This is a genomic window from Desulfobacula sp., assembly GCF_021107415.1.
This window is the reverse complement of the sequence record NZ_JAIOSW010000096.1, coordinates 1-14,647: the sequence shown is the minus strand read 5'-3', so window position 1 is coordinate 14,647 and position 14,647 is coordinate 1. Positions and strand designations below refer to the sequence as shown.

Annotated in this window: 14 protein-coding genes; 5 read left to right on the top strand and 9 right to left on the bottom strand. The window is 40.8% G+C overall.

The window, feature by feature from the left end:
- Positions 1–445: 445 nt before the first annotated feature.
- On the bottom strand, positions 446–868 hold the full coding sequence (locus K8S13_RS05085) for an FAD-dependent oxidoreductase (RefSeq protein ID WP_291460932.1): 423 nt from the start codon (positions 866–868) through the stop codon (positions 446–448).
- Between the two features lie 479 nt (positions 869–1,347).
- Here K8S13_RS05085 and K8S13_RS05080 point away from each other — a divergent pair, with 479 nt between their 5' ends.
- A complete protein-coding gene (locus K8S13_RS05080; RefSeq protein WP_291460930.1) occupies positions 1,348–1,821 on the top strand; it encodes an MFS transporter permease in 474 nt (157 codons plus the stop codon).
- 34 nt (positions 1,822–1,855) lie between these two features.
- Here the strand turns inward: K8S13_RS05080 and K8S13_RS05075 are convergent, their stop codons facing one another.
- Together K8S13_RS05075 and K8S13_RS05070 are read right to left on the bottom strand one after the other, a co-directional pair.
- Positions 1,856–2,842 (bottom strand): DnaJ domain-containing protein, encoded by a 987-nt coding sequence (locus K8S13_RS05075; RefSeq protein ID WP_291460927.1) that lies wholly within the window; start codon positions 2,840–2,842, stop codon positions 1,856–1,858.
- 2 nt (positions 2,843–2,844) lie between these two features.
- On the bottom strand, positions 2,845–3,969 hold the full coding sequence (locus K8S13_RS05070) for a DUF362 domain-containing protein (protein ID WP_291460926.1): 1,125 nt from the start codon (positions 3,967–3,969) through the stop codon (positions 2,845–2,847).
- A gap of 285 nt (positions 3,970–4,254) precedes the next feature.
- On the opposite strand from K8S13_RS05070, the gene K8S13_RS05065 reads away from it, so the two are divergent.
- From K8S13_RS05065 to K8S13_RS05055, 3 genes are all read left to right on the top strand, one after another.
- Positions 4,255–5,394: an ATP-binding protein gene (locus tag K8S13_RS05065; RefSeq protein WP_291460925.1), complete on the top strand. Its 1,140-nt coding sequence runs from the start codon at positions 4,255–4,257 to the stop codon at positions 5,392–5,394.
- A gap of 257 nt (positions 5,395–5,651) precedes the next feature.
- Positions 5,652–5,984 (top strand): PadR family transcriptional regulator, encoded by a 333-nt coding sequence (locus K8S13_RS05060; RefSeq protein WP_291460923.1) that lies wholly within the window; start codon positions 5,652–5,654, stop codon positions 5,982–5,984.
- Positions 5,985–6,181: 197 nt separating this feature from the next.
- On the top strand, positions 6,182–6,457 hold the full coding sequence (locus K8S13_RS05055; RefSeq protein WP_291460921.1) for a TSUP family transporter: 276 nt from the start codon (positions 6,182–6,184) through the stop codon (positions 6,455–6,457).
- A gap of 109 nt (positions 6,458–6,566) precedes the next feature.
- On the opposite strand, the gene K8S13_RS05050 is transcribed toward K8S13_RS05055, so the two are convergent.
- The 6 genes from K8S13_RS05050 to K8S13_RS05025 all read right to left on the bottom strand — a co-directional run bounded on the left by K8S13_RS05050 (position 6,567) and on the right by K8S13_RS05025 (position 13,554).
- The gene (locus K8S13_RS05050) at positions 6,567–8,444 is read right to left on the bottom strand and encodes a CBS domain-containing protein (RefSeq protein ID WP_291460920.1); all 1,878 of its coding nucleotides are present in this window, start codon (positions 8,442–8,444) and stop codon (positions 6,567–6,569) included.
- Positions 8,445–8,467: 23 nt separating this feature from the next.
- Positions 8,468–9,730 carry a hypothetical protein gene (locus K8S13_RS05045; RefSeq protein WP_291460919.1) on the bottom strand — a complete coding sequence of 421 codons (1,263 nt, stop codon included), beginning with the start codon at positions 9,728–9,730 and terminating at the stop codon, positions 8,468–8,470.
- Positions 9,731–9,779: 49 nt separating this feature from the next.
- The gene (gene panB / locus K8S13_RS05040) at positions 9,780–10,628 is read right to left on the bottom strand and encodes a 3-methyl-2-oxobutanoate hydroxymethyltransferase (protein ID WP_291460917.1); all 849 of its coding nucleotides are present in this window, start codon (positions 10,626–10,628) and stop codon (positions 9,780–9,782) included.
- A 37-nt stretch (positions 10,629–10,665) separates the two neighbouring features.
- Positions 10,666–11,133 (bottom strand): Lrp/AsnC family transcriptional regulator, encoded by a 468-nt coding sequence (locus tag K8S13_RS05035; RefSeq protein ID WP_291460915.1) that lies wholly within the window; start codon positions 11,131–11,133, stop codon positions 10,666–10,668.
- 338 nt (positions 11,134–11,471) lie between these two features.
- Complete coding sequence (locus tag K8S13_RS05030; RefSeq protein WP_367172532.1) at positions 11,472–12,020, bottom strand: class I SAM-dependent methyltransferase; 549 nt, start codon at positions 12,018–12,020, stop codon at positions 11,472–11,474.
- A gap of 169 nt (positions 12,021–12,189) precedes the next feature.
- Positions 12,190–13,554 carry an FAD-dependent oxidoreductase gene (locus K8S13_RS05025; RefSeq protein WP_291460913.1) on the bottom strand — a complete coding sequence of 455 codons (1,365 nt, stop codon included), beginning with the start codon at positions 13,552–13,554 and terminating at the stop codon, positions 12,190–12,192.
- A gap of 406 nt (positions 13,555–13,960) precedes the next feature.
- Between K8S13_RS05025 and K8S13_RS05020 the strand changes: the two genes are divergently transcribed.
- Positions 13,961–14,647, top strand: a 687-nt coding sequence (locus K8S13_RS05020; RefSeq protein WP_291460912.1) for a hypothetical protein, incomplete at its 3' end; no start/stop codon positions are given.

The following is a 14,647-nucleotide window of genomic DNA, read 5'->3' as shown; positions in this document are numbered from 1 at the left end:
ATGCCATGGCCTGCAACTCTTCAGGCGTCATAGGATCTGCTGTTTGCGCCGGTATACTATGGAGCTTTATGATGTAAGGATTAGATGGCGGGTTTGATGGGAAACTCAAAGATACTTTAACTCGTTAAACGAGGTGTATCCCGGAAAGCAGCAGCTAAAGTGAGCTTTTCAAATAAAGGAAATAACGGTCAGCATCACATAGCTGTCCAGATTGCCGATCAGGTATTACCTTGTTCTGCTGGTTATTCATAAGCTGTTAAGGTTATAAAGCGCCTGCTCGGCAGCTATCGCAATAGGTTCAAGGCTTGGTTCAGAGGATAAATCAGGATTTCCGGCGCACATTAATGTTGTTAAATCAGAAATTATTTTTTCACCCAGAATCAAGGCGTTGATTGTATCAATCTCCTTTACAGGAGATCGCTGTCGCTGATGATCTGTCCTCCGATTAACCGTTGAGTCTCCTTATCGAAAATAAGCTTAAGTGTCCAGGCTTCGGCGTTGTTCCGACGGAAAGCATGACAATATCAGCATCGATTTTCTCGCCGGTTTCAAGCTCCACCCCTGAAACATAACCATTGGAGCCGATTATTTTCGTCACCTTATGTCCTATCAGCATGTTAAAGCCCTTTCCAACCAGGTATTTTTGTATTTTAAAACCCATTTCCGCATCAAGCATTAATGGTAAGGGATGCCCTAAAAGTTCAACAATAGTAACATTATAATAATCCGCCCTGACTGTTGAAGGGAGTGAGGCTAATTCAAGGTTTATAAATCCTGCACCTATAAAGACAATTTTTTTAGCTTTTTTTTCAGTATCCACATGGGTTGCCCTTGCGATGACACTTTTTATACCTGCATTTTCAAACATCTTATCGGGATTTGTAATAGAATCAATGGTGACCAGACCGGCCACGACATGGGGCAGAGCTCATCTTACAATAAAACGTTTTTCTTCCCGGATAATCATATCTATATTCGGCATAAGCTTTTTTGACAACATTGCAGCAGCACCGCCTGTGCCACCGCCTGTACCTTTTGCCAAATTAAGGACATTTCGGTACTCAGCAATTGAAATAATATTAAAAAACTTGTACGCTGCGAAAGAACGTCTGGATTTTTTACTGGAGATTTATCCAATGTGCCTCCCTGAATGAGCAGGTGCAACACAAAAAAGTTGCACAATTTCCATAAAAGACTGGACTCAATTTTGAAGTAAGTAGTAAAATATATAATATTTATCACTAAAAATTAAAAAAGGAAATAATGCAAAAAGCGATATAAATATTTGCCCGCAAGTTAAATGAGGAGATCCAATTTTGATAAAAATAAATAAAATTGAAGGCAAAAATGGTATCAGAAAAGAAAAAACAAATTATTATATCAAAGGAAGACGCTGTTTTCTGGATGAATAAAAATGGTGACTGGTATAATGAACACGGGAAATTTGAACATCCAAAAATTATAAGATATTTTAATGCATCAATAAAAAAAGATAAAGCTGGATATTATGTCCATCAGGAAACCAGTGATTATAATGAAAAAGTATATTTTCCTTATGAAGACACCGCGTTTTTTGTTATTGACGTAAAGGTGAATGAAAATATTATTCTTATATTAAACAATAGTGAAACAATTAAATTTAGCCCGGAACACCTTTTTACCCGGGATGACGCACTCTATCTTCAAACGCCTGAACACCGGATTAAGTTTAAAGACAGTGCGCTTTTAAAGATTTCAAAGTTTATGGAAGAATCGGATGGACACCTGCTTTTTAAGATAAAAGATAAAAACTATCAAATCCCCTGTAAAGATGACCTCTAAACCTTTTTTTAAAGTGGGGTTTATGATTTCAAATTTAAATAACCGATGACAGGCTTTGATAAGCATTATTCAGCTCAACAAACTTTTCATGAGAGCCGCCGGTATCGGGATGAACCTGCCTTGCAAGCCTACGGTACAGTTTAGTTAAGCGTTGCCGGGTCATGGCCTCAAGTTCTTTTTTAGTGATGTTAAAAATTTTGCAGGCCTTATCTGTGGTAACGACTTTTTTAGGCCTGGGAGCAAAAAAACGATGCCGGAACATGAAGGCTCTGGCAAAATCATCCAACAATGTTGTGTCTGCATAAGGATGATCAAAAAACATGATAAGATACCTTATAAGATAGTCATCAAGATGCGTCTTTTTATTGAACAGGTTCTTATTGAACCTACAGATTGTTTTAAGAAAATATGAATCCACTTTTTCCTGGTCCAGGGCATGGGGCATTTTTTTTGCCATGAAGCTTGAAAAAAAACTTTGGAGATCAAAAACAGTATAGACATAAGATTTCAATTCATGGGGTTTTAAGGAAAATTCCTGTTTGAGAAAGTGTTGTTCGATTTCGTCTCTGGATTGATGAACAAGGTCTTTAAACAGCACAGCAGGCATGTTTTCCACAGGGCCCTGATCCATGCCCCTGAACTTTAAATAAAGAGTTCTTCTTTTATCAAAATAGTGGACACAGGCAGCAATTTGATCTTTTTCCTTGCGTGTTAGTTTTTTGCGGGCGTTTTTATAGGACCGGTTCCTGAAGGTGTCAATCGCTCTTCTGATATCCAATCTGATCCAGGGCCAGAAAATTTCCTCAAGTTTATCAGGATCATAATCAGCATTGGATTCAGATAGGGTATCTTCCATGTTTTCATCAAAATAAAAGGCATTGCCCCCGGGATATTTAATAAATAAAGAAGGATCGGAACCCAGGTCAAACAGATTCCTGTAAGTCAATTGATTATTGATGGTACAGGATTCTCTTAAAACAAATTGTGCCAGGTCTTTGTTTTTTTTAAACGCAATATACATTGTCAATATGAGAGAGTTTTTATTTTGACCAGATTGTATTCTCGTGTTCCCAGGCCTATTTTTTGGGCATAGTCAAGCTGATGCTCCCAGTCAACAGACGGGTAAAGCCCTTTGAACTTATCTTCTCCAGGGTTTAAATTTGTTTTAAGAACAGTGCCGGGCAAAGCTTTTTGCTGGTTGACAAGGTCAGCACTGGCTTGATCGATAGCGACAGGATCACTTGATGCGAGAACGCCTATATTATTGACAATGGGGGATTCGCTGTAAGACAGACAATCGCATTTGGGTGTAATGTCCGTAATAAAATTGATGAAAAAAGCCTTTTTTTCTTTGTTTTTAAGAATCCCAAGGTTGTATTCCATCATTTTTTCAAGAAAAACCGGAACCGTCTGGTTCCAGTTGATATTCACAGACCCGGTGGGGCAGCGGACAATACATTCCGCGCATCCGATACACTTCTTCTTATCAATATAGGCTTTTTTTTCTTTAAGGTGAATGGCTCCTGCGGGACAGTGTTTTTCACATTCGGCGCACCCAATACAGGTTTTTCTTTTTATTCTCGGGCTCACATTGGAATGCATGTCAAGTTTCCCTCTTCTGGAGGCACATCCCATACCTATATTTTTTAGTGTCCCGCCAAACCCTGAAAGCTCATGGCCTTTAAAATGGGCCACAGAAACCAATGCATTCGCATCAATGATTTCAGAACCAATGTAAACATGGTTGCAGTTTTTTTGATTCACTTCAATTTTTGTTTCGCTTTTCCCCCTGAGCCCGTCGGCAATGACAATGGGTGTGGCATCCATGGAAGAATAAGAAAAACCGTTTTCAATGGCCGTGTGAATATGGGATACGCTGTTGGATCGGGTCCCCACATAAAGGGTGTTGGCATCGGTGAGAAAAGGATTTGCTTTGTATTCTTTAATCGTCTGGATGATTTTTCTGACAAATATCGGGCGAATATAAGCGGTATTGCCCTGTTCCCCAAAATGGATTTTTATGGCGGTCAGATCGTTTTTTTTTAAAATATTTTCAATACCTGCTTTTTTAATAAGCCTTGAAAGTTTCTGGGGAAGATTTTCTCTTGAGGTGGCCTCTAAATCCATAAAAAAAACATCGGCAGTCATTGTTTTCTCCTGACAGGGTTGATTTAAATGTTAAAATATTAAGATACGTTAATCAATTGAGAATTACAATACACATCTCTGAAAGTGCACGGTAAATTTGTTCTAATGAACAACTCCGCAAGACGCTTGGCTATTCCGAGTCATTTTCAAATAATCAAAGACAGCACGGGTGTAATCAGCGTTAGTTACAATACCCGTATAAAATTTGATTGACGTATAAAAAATATACGAGTATATTTAACTCTATCTTAATAAAGTAGCGAGTAAATTCAGATAGAGGTTAAAATGTCAGGATATTCAAATCGGTATATAGAAAATTCAGTATTAGATGATCTAAAACATAAGATGGTTTTTATCAGCGGTCCAAGACAAGCCGGGAAAACCACTCTTGCAAAGTATTTATGCACAAGTGCAGGATTTGATATTGGAAAAAGATATATAAACTGGGATGCACTGGCTGACAGAGAAAAAATAATGTCAGAAAAGTTCCCTTCAGGTTCAGGTTTTCTGATACTCGATGAAATACATAAATTTTCCAGGTGGAGGCAAATTGTAAAAGGGCTATATGACAAACGCGGAAGTGAACTGCAAATCCTTGTTACAGGAAGTGCCCGCCTTGATTATTATCGTCGTGGAGGAGACTCACTTCAAGGCAGATATCATTTTCACAGACTTATGCCGCTGACTTTTCCTGAACTTAATGATAAAAACCCTGACAACATTGATATTCTTCTAACATATGGTGGTTTTCCAGAACCCTTTTTCATGCAGTCTGAGAGGCAGACAAAAAGATGGAGTCGGGAATATCGTTCAAGACTTGTGCGTGAAGATCTTGCAGATCTCGAAAATGTCAAAGACTTGAGTTTAATTGAAAATCTGGTATTTCGTCTGCCGGATCTGGTTGGGAGCCCTCTTTCTATTAATGCTCTCAGGCAGGATTTACAGGTTTCTCACCAGTCTGTTGCACGATGGATAACCATGCTTGAAAATCTCTATATGATATTTAGAATCTATCCTTTTGGTGCTCCAAAAATAAGGGCAGTAAAAAAAGAGGCAAAGCATTATCATTTTGACTGGACTCTTATCAAAAATAAAGGACACCGTTTTGAAAATCTGATTGCCTGTCATCTCTTAAAATGGTGTTTTTTTATGCAAGATACCTATGGTCGAGAAGTTGAACTGCGTTATTTCAGGGATATTGATAAAAGAGAAGTTGATTTTGTTATTACTGAAGACTCAAAGCCTATTTATTTTATTGAATGCAAGAATAAAGATCAAACAATAAGCAGGCCACTATATTATTTAAAAATTCGTTTTCCTGATGTCAAAGCTGTTCAGGTAATTCTTGAAAAAAATATTGATCTTGTCTCAAAAGATGATATCAGGGTTTGCTCAGCCCATATTTTTCTTGATGAATTTATATAGCTACCTGTGATTGGGCAAATTCTGGTCGTAACATCCTCCTCTTGATACCGTTGAAACAAAAAAAGGGATTGTTCGGTATTTAATTTAACTCTTTATTTTTATGCTATAAAGTTGTTGGAATCAATTTACTGTGTCTGAAAGTGTCCCGGTTTATGTTTGCAGTTTTTTTTATTGACAAAATAAAATTATTGTATTATCTGATTTAGATAACGGTTATCAATATCGTATACGGATAATAGAATGCAGGCTGGAATAAAATGAAAGAAAAGAAATTGGACAGGGATATATTTGGCGGCCTGATAAAGCTGCATATTCTGTATCATGCATCCAAGGAGAAAGTTTTCGGGCTTTGGATCATTGAGGAACTTCGAAGGCATGGATATGAAATGAGTCCGGGAACACTCTATCCCACGCTCCATCGTTTAGAAAAAAGAGGATATTTAAAATCGGAAAAGCAAAACATCAAAGGTAAAATAAGAAGGCTTTACAGCATTACACCTTTGGGCGGCAAGATACTTTCGCAAGCCAAAAGCAAAGTCCGTGAACTATTTGGAGAGTTGTTCGACGGTCCGGACCGCGAGAATATTTGACAGGAGAAAAATTATGGAGATAGGTTTTGTACTGATTATCGCCTTTGTTGCGGCCATGATAGCGACACTTACAGGGTTTGGCTCTGCAACCATCCTCACACCGTTTGTGCTTGATATAAAGACCGCCATAGTGCTGGTGGCGTTCTTTCATTTTGCAAATAATATCAGCAAATTCGCTTTGATGTGCAAAAGCATTGATGGTCGTCTTGTGCTTGTGCATGGAATTCCCAGCCTATATTGCCACGGCCGCCGCCATTGCCATAATGGTAGATATGTCCCGCATCAGCATGTACATCGCCCAGGGTGCCCTTGAGCGCATTCATATAATGTGGATTATACCATTGGTGGTGGTGGCTTTTTTAGGAGTTGTCATTGGAAGACGACTGCTTCGCCGCCTTAATGAGGAAATAGTCAGAAAGGCAGTGCTCGCTGCACTTTTGCTTGTCGGCATAAAAATGTTGTTTGTTACATAAAGAATATCGGACAGAAAAATTTCCTGGCATATTTTCAATAAAAAAGCTGTCTTGGGGAAAAATCCCGCAAGACAGCTTTTTTAAGAGTCAGGAGATATGATTGGATGACTTATGTCATGGTTTGCAGAAGCCTGAAGAGCGTTCTTCTGGCAAGGATGTCACCTGAGATGATACCGACCACTTTATCTTGGTCAACAATGGGCATGGCTGAGATTTCATGGTTTTCCAGCTTCCGAATACAATCAATGATGGTGGCATCGGGACTGCTGGTAATGACATCTGCTGTCATGATTTTGGTCAAGGGAGAATCCATGGGCAGTTTTGATGCCATGGCTTTGGTAATGTCCCAGCTGGTTACGATACCGATGAGTTTGCCTTTTTCAGACACGACATTGACAATGGGGACATGGGCATCTACTATTAATTGTGCAGCATCAGTCACGCTTTTATCCACACCAATGGTAGGGGCTTCCTCCATGATATCCCGGGCGGTTCTTGATTTTTCCTTGGACGCGATTCGTTGAACACTTATTCTTTCTGCAATTTCACAGGGCAGGCTGTCTGCATCCTTGCAAAGGCCGTCAATGAGTTCTTCCATATTTCTTCGGATGACTGTTTCAAGCTTTTCAACTGCTGCTTTTCGGCGGATTTCCGCAAGGTTTGCAAAATCATCCCGGTTTTTTTCAAGCCAGCCTTCAATGGCATTGGGGTTTCCCAGGATATCTTTTGGAATCAGCAGATGACCCGGTGTCGGAACAATCCTTTCATGGGCAGCATAAATTACCCCGCCTGAGTTCACCAGGTAATCTGTTGCAATGAGCACCCCTTTGTCCCTGTATACGTGGCGTTCCATTCTTCTGCGTTCAGCTTTTTTTGCAGGATTCGGAGAATAGGTGTTTGCCCCTTCAACGATAATCCGCCATGTTCCCATTCTGTCCGTGGTCATGGACGGGTTTGTTAAGGCATTCACATCCAGGTAATTGGATACAGGTGATGCCGGAACCAGGCAGAATGCGGATTCGGTAAGAAGGTTATTGGAAGAGTTGGAAAAGACCATATGTTTTAATTCAGGAAGGTCTTTGTGCATGATTTGATCATGGAAATATTTTTGGGTCACCGCGCCAAACTCTTTCCACATGTCAAAAAGCTCTTTCCATGGCAGCCCGTCTGAATTTAAAAGATAGCCGTCTACATCACTGATCCCTTTAATAATGGGAGAGTTTTCAGGATCATAATCGTGGAAAATCCTTGCCACATGGGCACCTACCGCCCCAAAACCCTGGATAAGAACCTCCATCTTGGAAGGTTTGGGAATGATCATGTTTTTAAACTGGGGCAGTTGTTTTAATCTGGGCAGATGCTCCAGCAATGCTTTGGTGGCTACCACAACACCATTGGCAGCACCGCCTAATTCATCAATCCTGTTGCCACCCATGTCAGCCGGTTTTGATACAACATTATTCAGGCCGTTTTCAATGGCAAAAGTTTTCATATCCGCATCATTGGTCCCTACGTCCGGGCCGGGGATATAGATTTGTTTGTACCGTTTTAAAAGCTGTCCAAATCCTTTGATGACTTCATACCGGTCTTCCTCGCAAAGGTTTTCAGGACGGACAATACCTGATTTCCCACCGCCAAAGGGAAGATCAGCCGCAGCATTTTTAAGGGTCATACCCCGGGCAAGGTTATGGATAATATCCGGGGTGATATCCGGCAGCATCCTTGTACCGCCCATGGAGGGCTGTCCCATGGCAAGGTTGTCCACCACAAGAAACCCGCCGATTTCCACAGGGCTGTCCTCATTCCACATGCAGGATACAAGTCTTGGACCCAAACGGTCTACTTTTATGCCCAGGCGTTGAAGACGGTCAACATCCAGAGGGCCGAATTCAAGAAATCTCAAAGGACCGTCCTTGATCAGGCGGTTCTTCCAGACACTTTCGGGCAGGGCATCGTGCAAAAATTGATGCATTATTGACGGAATCATTTTTTATTTCCTTATACTTAAAATTAATGTAAGTTTTTTGCTGCAATGACACCGGTACCGGACTTGATCAAGTCTCTGGCCGTCAGGTTGACGGAATGCTGCTTGTCAAGATAATTGGTTTCCAGAGATTCCATCAGGTCATTATCCAGAACTTCCTGCTTGGTCAAAAAATATTCAATAATGTCGGACGGGTGTTCTCGTTTTTCCTCTATATCAATTTCTCCACCTTCATGCTTTGCAGCCATATTGGGGACTTCTTTGGCAATTTCAATGAGTTCATCTCTCCTGTTATAGGGCTGGAGAACAATTGATTTATAGGTTTCAGTAATATGGTGTTCAAAGCGAACCTGTTTTTCCAGGCCTAATTGTTTTCTAATGACATTTGCCTGGCGGATGGTGTCATTGTTCACGGAATTGGAAAGGTTGAAACCTATAAGGGATGTGGTACCGTCTTCCCTTGAGAAGAGTTTGGCCGTCATGAGTGTCCACATGATAAAGTAGGGGTTGTCATTGCCCACGTATACGGAGATCTTAAATTCAATATCCACGCCAAGCCTGTGCATCATGTACCCCAAAAGGATAGTACCCGGATTCACGTTTAACACCTGCTTAATGCCGTAACTAGTATAGTAGTTGAGATATTCTTCAGCCCATTTTATAGGATAGTCGTTGGGTTGGCCGATTCCGGCAAAATAGCCGGTAATGGTGTCAGGGCCGCCAAGGTGAATATTGCTGCCGTCGGTTCCCCTGGTATCAAGGGATTCCACATAGGTGGCACCGATAATCTGCATGGCAAGGGCCGTAGCTATAATATCGCCGTTATCTTCAACCTGCTCAACCATGTTCCTGACCCGGATAACCCGGCCCGGCATAAGTTCTTTTTTTTCAATGGCCTGTCTGGCTTGAGTCATCAGCCATGGGAAAAATTGCAGTGCACTGATCTCAAGGGTCACGGCATTGGTCAAATCAACGGATGAGGCATCGGCATTCTCTCCCAGGATATTTTTGCAATAATCATCCATTGAGATAAAAGCTTCATTATCCCTTTGTTCCATCAGCCATTCAAGGTCGGCAACATAGGGAGAATTCATCTCTTTAAGGCGCTGCATCAATGTTTCAGGATCTCTGGCCTGTTCTGCTTTTTCATTAATAGCCTTGGCACCGCCAAATTTTTCAATCAGATTGCAAAGTTCTCCCACTTGTTGATTGTCAGGATTTGTAATGAGCTGGTTAACGATATCAAGATCTTTTGTTTTAATTTTAAGCATTTCTTTAAGGTCGGTCATTGGTGGTTCCTTTCCCTATTTAAAGTATCCGGGTTATATTTTAAAATTTTTATTTTTTTATTTTTGCAATAAATTTTTCTTTTTCGCCTTCCATCATGTGATAACAGTGCTGGTCTTCAGGGAATTTGCCTTCACGAACGTCTGAACAATAGGCTTTCATGGCATCGGTTATAATGGTGGCAACATCACAGTATTTTTTAACAAATTTCGGGGTAAACGCCTGGAATTGACCAATGAGGTCGCTGACAATCAAAAGCTGCCCGTCACACTCTTTTCCCGCACCAATTGAGAATACCGGAATGGTCAGGGTTTGTGCAATATAGCTGGCCACTTCCGGGGGAACCGCTTCTACCAGGAGCATCTGGGCACCGGCTTCCTGGACAGCCAGGGCGTCTTCAACAACCACGGCGGCGTCTTTGGCTGTCCTGCCCTGGGCTTTATGGCCGCCCAGCGCTCCGGAACTCTGGGGTGTCAGGCCAATATGCCCGATAACAACAATCCCTGCTTCCACGATGGCCTTGATTCTTGTGGCTACCCGTGTACCGCCCTCAAGTTTTATGGCATCCACATCCGCTTCCTTGAGGAAACGCCCGGCATTAAAAACTGCATCTTCATCAGAGATCTGGTAACTCATAAAAGGCATGTCACCGACAATAAATACATTGGGTGCACCACGTCTTACCGCATCACAATGAACAATGCATTGGTCCATGGTGACGGGAACCGTACCTTTGTACCCATAAACACACATGCCAAGGGAATCGCCCACAAGAATCATATCAAGGCCTGCAGCTTCTGCAAACTGGGCAGTGGGGAAATCATAGGATGTCAGCCATGTGACTTTTTCATTATTTTCTTTCATTTTGTAAAAATCATGGATTGCTTTTTTCTTAGTCATCTTTTTTCTCCTTTTTTTTAATTATTCGCAGGTTTTGTTAAGCTAAAGCAGCGTCAATCGGCCACCCCTGGTCAGGTTTGACCTCTGCGTATACAATAAAGGTTTCGATTTTTCCCATGCCCGGAATTGTGGCCAGTTTCTCCTTGATCAGATTGCCAAGATCGCTGATATCCGGAGCAACGACATGCAAAAGATAATCAAACCGCCCGGTGATATGATAACAGGCCCGGACACTGGGGATTTTATTGATTTCTTTTTCCAACAGCTCAATATCCTTGACCCGGTGGCGGTCAAGGGAAATACAGGCAAACCCCTGGGCTTTCAATCCCAGTTTCGCAGGATCTACAACCGCCCGGTATCCCTTAAGAATTCCCTTGTCTTCAAGTTTTTTAACCCGGTCCAGCATGGTGGAGGGTGCAAGTCCTGCCTCTTTGGCAAGTTCACTGTTTTTTTTTCGTCCGTCCTGTTGCAATGCTTTTAAGGCGTGCCGGTCAATTTTGTCCATGGGTTCTCCAAAATTAAATTTGTTATTTGGCCAAAAATATAAAATTCAATTCGCTAATTTATTATTTAAACCGAATAAAATTATAATGTCAAGCGTAAATATAAAATAAATTCTTGAAATTATTCAAAAACCACCGAATTTTATTCGGCAGGAACCTGGCGGCCTTTCGTATTCAGCGCAGGACAATGAATTTGGCTGTGTATGTAAATTTAAGATAGCTGCTATACTAGATGAAAACTATTATTAAAAATAACTGAATCAGATAAAAAAATAAAGGATTTTAAATGAAAAATCAATGGGTTGACCTAAGAATCGATAAGCTAAGAAAGGTATGGGCTTTACAATAAGGCTTTGTCTTTTTTATACCTTGATATGGTCACCCCATTAAATAGTCTTTTGTGGTGTTTCAACAGTTTAAACTTATTTTTGTTCATTAAATTTGCTAATCCATTATTCTGGATATAGCTTTTGAAATTATTATAATGCTCCCTGCCTGCAAGCCGCTCAATGATATCTATCCCTTTTTTGACAATTTCAGGTGTTTTATTGTCAAAAGCATAATCTACAACAAGAATAAATCCGTCCTCATTGATAAGTCTATGGGCCTCTTTTATAAATTTTTCTTGAGTAGTCTTGGTTTTTTCGTGTATTGCAAAGCTTATAATCGCTATATCAAATGATTCATTTTCAAAACTTGTTTTTGTTGCATCTTCGTTATAAATATTTATTGGGTAATCGCCTTTATTTGCTATTTTTAACATTGAAGTGGACAGGTCGAGACAATGAAGGTTTTTGAATCCATTTTTTGATAGCAATTTAAGCTGATTTCCAGTACCGCAGCATAAATCTAAAATTGATTTGTTTTTATGATTTAAAAGTTCATTCATTACAGCAATTCTTATTGGTTTAAGTGCCAGGTAAAGGACAGGATCATATATCTTTGCACTGAAATCATAATCGGTTTGCATTTGGCATAAATTCCTTTATAAAATCAATTTCATAGTTCTTGTGTTCTTTTCCCGGACACCCCATAGCGGGCCCGGGAAAAGATGTATTTTATATATTCACCTCGGCATTTTCAGCTGCATTTACCAGCAGGTTCCCGGCGGGGAAAAAGGACTGATAGGGTTGGGATGAATAGCTGAAATCCATCAAGTCGTCTATCGTAAGTTCATGTTGAATAGCCATGGTGATCAGGTCAACCTTGTCGGCTGACGGTGTGCCGCTGACCACTTGCCCCCCAATTATTTTTTTTGTTTTTTTGTCGGAGATGAGTTTTATTTTTACTTTCTTGGCATCCGGCATTATCGGGAAGGTCGTGGTAAGCTCCGAATACCCGACGGTCACTTCGAATTTGTTTTTAGAGAGCTTTTCAGATATGCCTGATCCGCCGACAAAAAGATTTTCAATCTTGGTTGCGGCACCGTTAAAGAAACCCTTATAGATTTTATTTTCGCCAAGCATATTTTTTGCCACTACCCGGCCCATGGGCACGGCGTTGGTTGCAAGCTTTCCGCTGATGATTTCATTGGTAATGCCGCTTTTAAACTGAACACAGTCTCCGGCAGCATATACATCCGCAATGTTGGTTTCCATTTTTTCGTTAACAATGATTCCGTCTCTTCCAATCGCAAGACCGGTATCCTTGAACATCTCAACATTCGGGCGCATGCCTACGGCAAAAACAACCAGTCCGTTGCCGGTCACGTTTTTGTCGGCTTCACTGCAATCATCTATGGAGTGTAAATGGATGGAAGTGCCGTCCTCAAGCATCACTTTTTTAACAAATTCTTTGCCCTTTAGAGCAACGACTTTATTATTCAGGTGCAGAGTCACACCGCTGGCTATCAGTTCAGCCTGGGCTGCTTCCACCATCTCATGATCCATCATGTTGGGAAGGATATGCGCTTCAGCGTCAACTATATGGGTTTTGATGCCAATTTTATTAAATGCCTGGGCCAGTTCAATGCCGATGGCACCGGCGCCGACTACTACCACTTTTTTTGTCCCGTTTTCAGTGGCCGCCTGAATATTTTTCAAGTCCTCTTCTGTCTTAAATGTTGAAACACCTTTGAGGTCATAACCTTCGATTTTCGGCAGCACTGGTAATGCGCCCGTGGTGATCACTATTTTGTCATAGGTATAGGTCTGGCCTTTGGCGGTTTTCACTTCCCTGTCTTCCAGGTTGACATGGGTTACCGTATCCCTTATTAGTTCAGCGCCTGTATCAGTTACCAGCTCATCTTTCTTGAACGTTTTTTGTATGGGCAATATTTTTTCAATAACATAGGGCATGGCGCAATAAATCATAGAATAGTCTTCCGGCCGGATGATACCAACCTGTTTTTTTTGTCCCAGGATTTTGCAGATGGTGATGGCTGCCGGACCACCGCCAATAATCAATACTTCGAATTTTTTCATATGTACTCCTTTTATAATCTAAATAATTCACAATTTTTTATCCGGGAATTGACCATGGGCCGGATACGGGGGAATTTTGTGTTTGCTTCCTTCGCAGTCTTCCATTTGGCTATGCCCGAAGGATATTATTTAATCAATATGTGTGCCATTGTAATTATAATTAGAGAAATTCTGTCAATTTTAAGTAATATACTTAATAAATATAATAAAACAAGATTGCTTGTGTTTCAATGAAATTTACGATTTTCAGGGTACTGTCAGTGGGGAAGCGTTATATATGTTCAAAGTAACGATTGGTAACGTTAAGGTGAACACCCATGTTTGACTGTTTATGTCAATTGGGGTAGATGCAGTACAAAGTTTGTTTGAAAATTATTGCATTTTATAAAACAATAAAGGGTTTTAAATGAAAAATCAATGGGGCGTGCCTGAGACTGATCAGCTAAAACAAATGTATACGCTTTACGATAAGGCGGTTGAACATATTGATGTTGTGTGCAAAAAAAAATGTTCTTCCTGCTGTACCTGTAATGTGACCCTGACAAGCCTTGAGGCAGACCTTTTGATTGCCGATTTAGCGCCACAGGAAAAAAAAGATCTGAAAATCCGGATAAAACGCCATTTCCCCAAAAAAAGATTTATCCCAAAGATGACCACAAACATGTTTGCAAGAATGTGTATGGAAAACAAAGATATTCCTGAAGAGGAGAATGATCCCTCCTGGGGGCAATGCCCAATGCTTGTGGATGACATGTGCAGTATCTATGATGCCCGGCCCTTTGGATGCAGGGCATTGCTGTCCCAGGTTCATTGCGCAGAATCAGGATATGCCCGGGTTCCGCCTATTGTATTGACCATCAACAATCTGTTTTTGCAGTATATAGAGCATCTGGATCAGAACGGGTTTTCAGCAAATTTATCAGATATGCTGACCCTGTTTTTATCGGATAACTCCTTAAATGATTGTTCAGACCCATCCCGGATAGCCAATGATAATAGATTCCTTTTTAATGAAAAAATAGCTGTACTGATGATCCCGCCGGAGCACCGGGAACAACTTGTCACCTTTTTATCTGAGCTCCGTTTTATATTT

Coding starts and splice junctions, on each gene's coding strand:
- K8S13_RS05085 (WP_291460932.1), bottom strand. CDS start 868: ATGTTTGAAAATGCAGGTATAAAAAGTGTCATCGCAAGGGCAACCCAT.
- K8S13_RS05080 (WP_291460930.1), top strand. CDS start 1,348: ATGGTATCAGAAAAGAAAAAACAAATTATTATATCAAAGGAAGACGCT.
- K8S13_RS05075 (WP_291460927.1), bottom strand. CDS start 2,842: ATGTATATTGCGTTTAAAAAAAACAAAGACCTGGCACAATTTGTTTTA.
- K8S13_RS05070 (WP_291460926.1), bottom strand. CDS start 3,969: ATGACTGCCGATGTTTTTTTTATGGATTTAGAGGCCACCTCAAGAGAA.
- K8S13_RS05065 (WP_291460925.1), top strand. CDS start 4,255: ATGTCAGGATATTCAAATCGGTATATAGAAAATTCAGTATTAGATGAT.
- K8S13_RS05060 (WP_291460923.1), top strand. CDS start 5,652: ATGAAAGAAAAGAAATTGGACAGGGATATATTTGGCGGCCTGATAAAG.
- K8S13_RS05055 (WP_291460921.1), top strand. CDS start 6,182: ATGGTCGTCTTGTGCTTGTGCATGGAATTCCCAGCCTATATTGCCACG.
- K8S13_RS05050 (WP_291460920.1), bottom strand. CDS start 8,444: ATGATTCCGTCAATAATGCATCAATTTTTGCACGATGCCCTGCCCGAA.
- K8S13_RS05045 (WP_291460919.1), bottom strand. CDS start 9,730: ATGACCGACCTTAAAGAAATGCTTAAAATTAAAACAAAAGATCTTGAT.
- panB (WP_291460917.1), bottom strand. CDS start 10,628: ATGACTAAGAAAAAAGCAATCCATGATTTTTACAAAATGAAAGAAAAT.
- K8S13_RS05035 (WP_291460915.1), bottom strand. CDS start 11,133: ATGGACAAAATTGACCGGCACGCCTTAAAAGCATTGCAACAGGACGGA.
- K8S13_RS05030 (WP_367172532.1), bottom strand. CDS start 12,020: ATGAATGAACTTTTAAATCATAAAAACAAATCAATTTTAGATTTATGC.
- K8S13_RS05025 (WP_291460913.1), bottom strand. CDS start 13,554: ATGAAAAAATTCGAAGTATTGATTATTGGCGGTGGTCCGGCAGCCATC.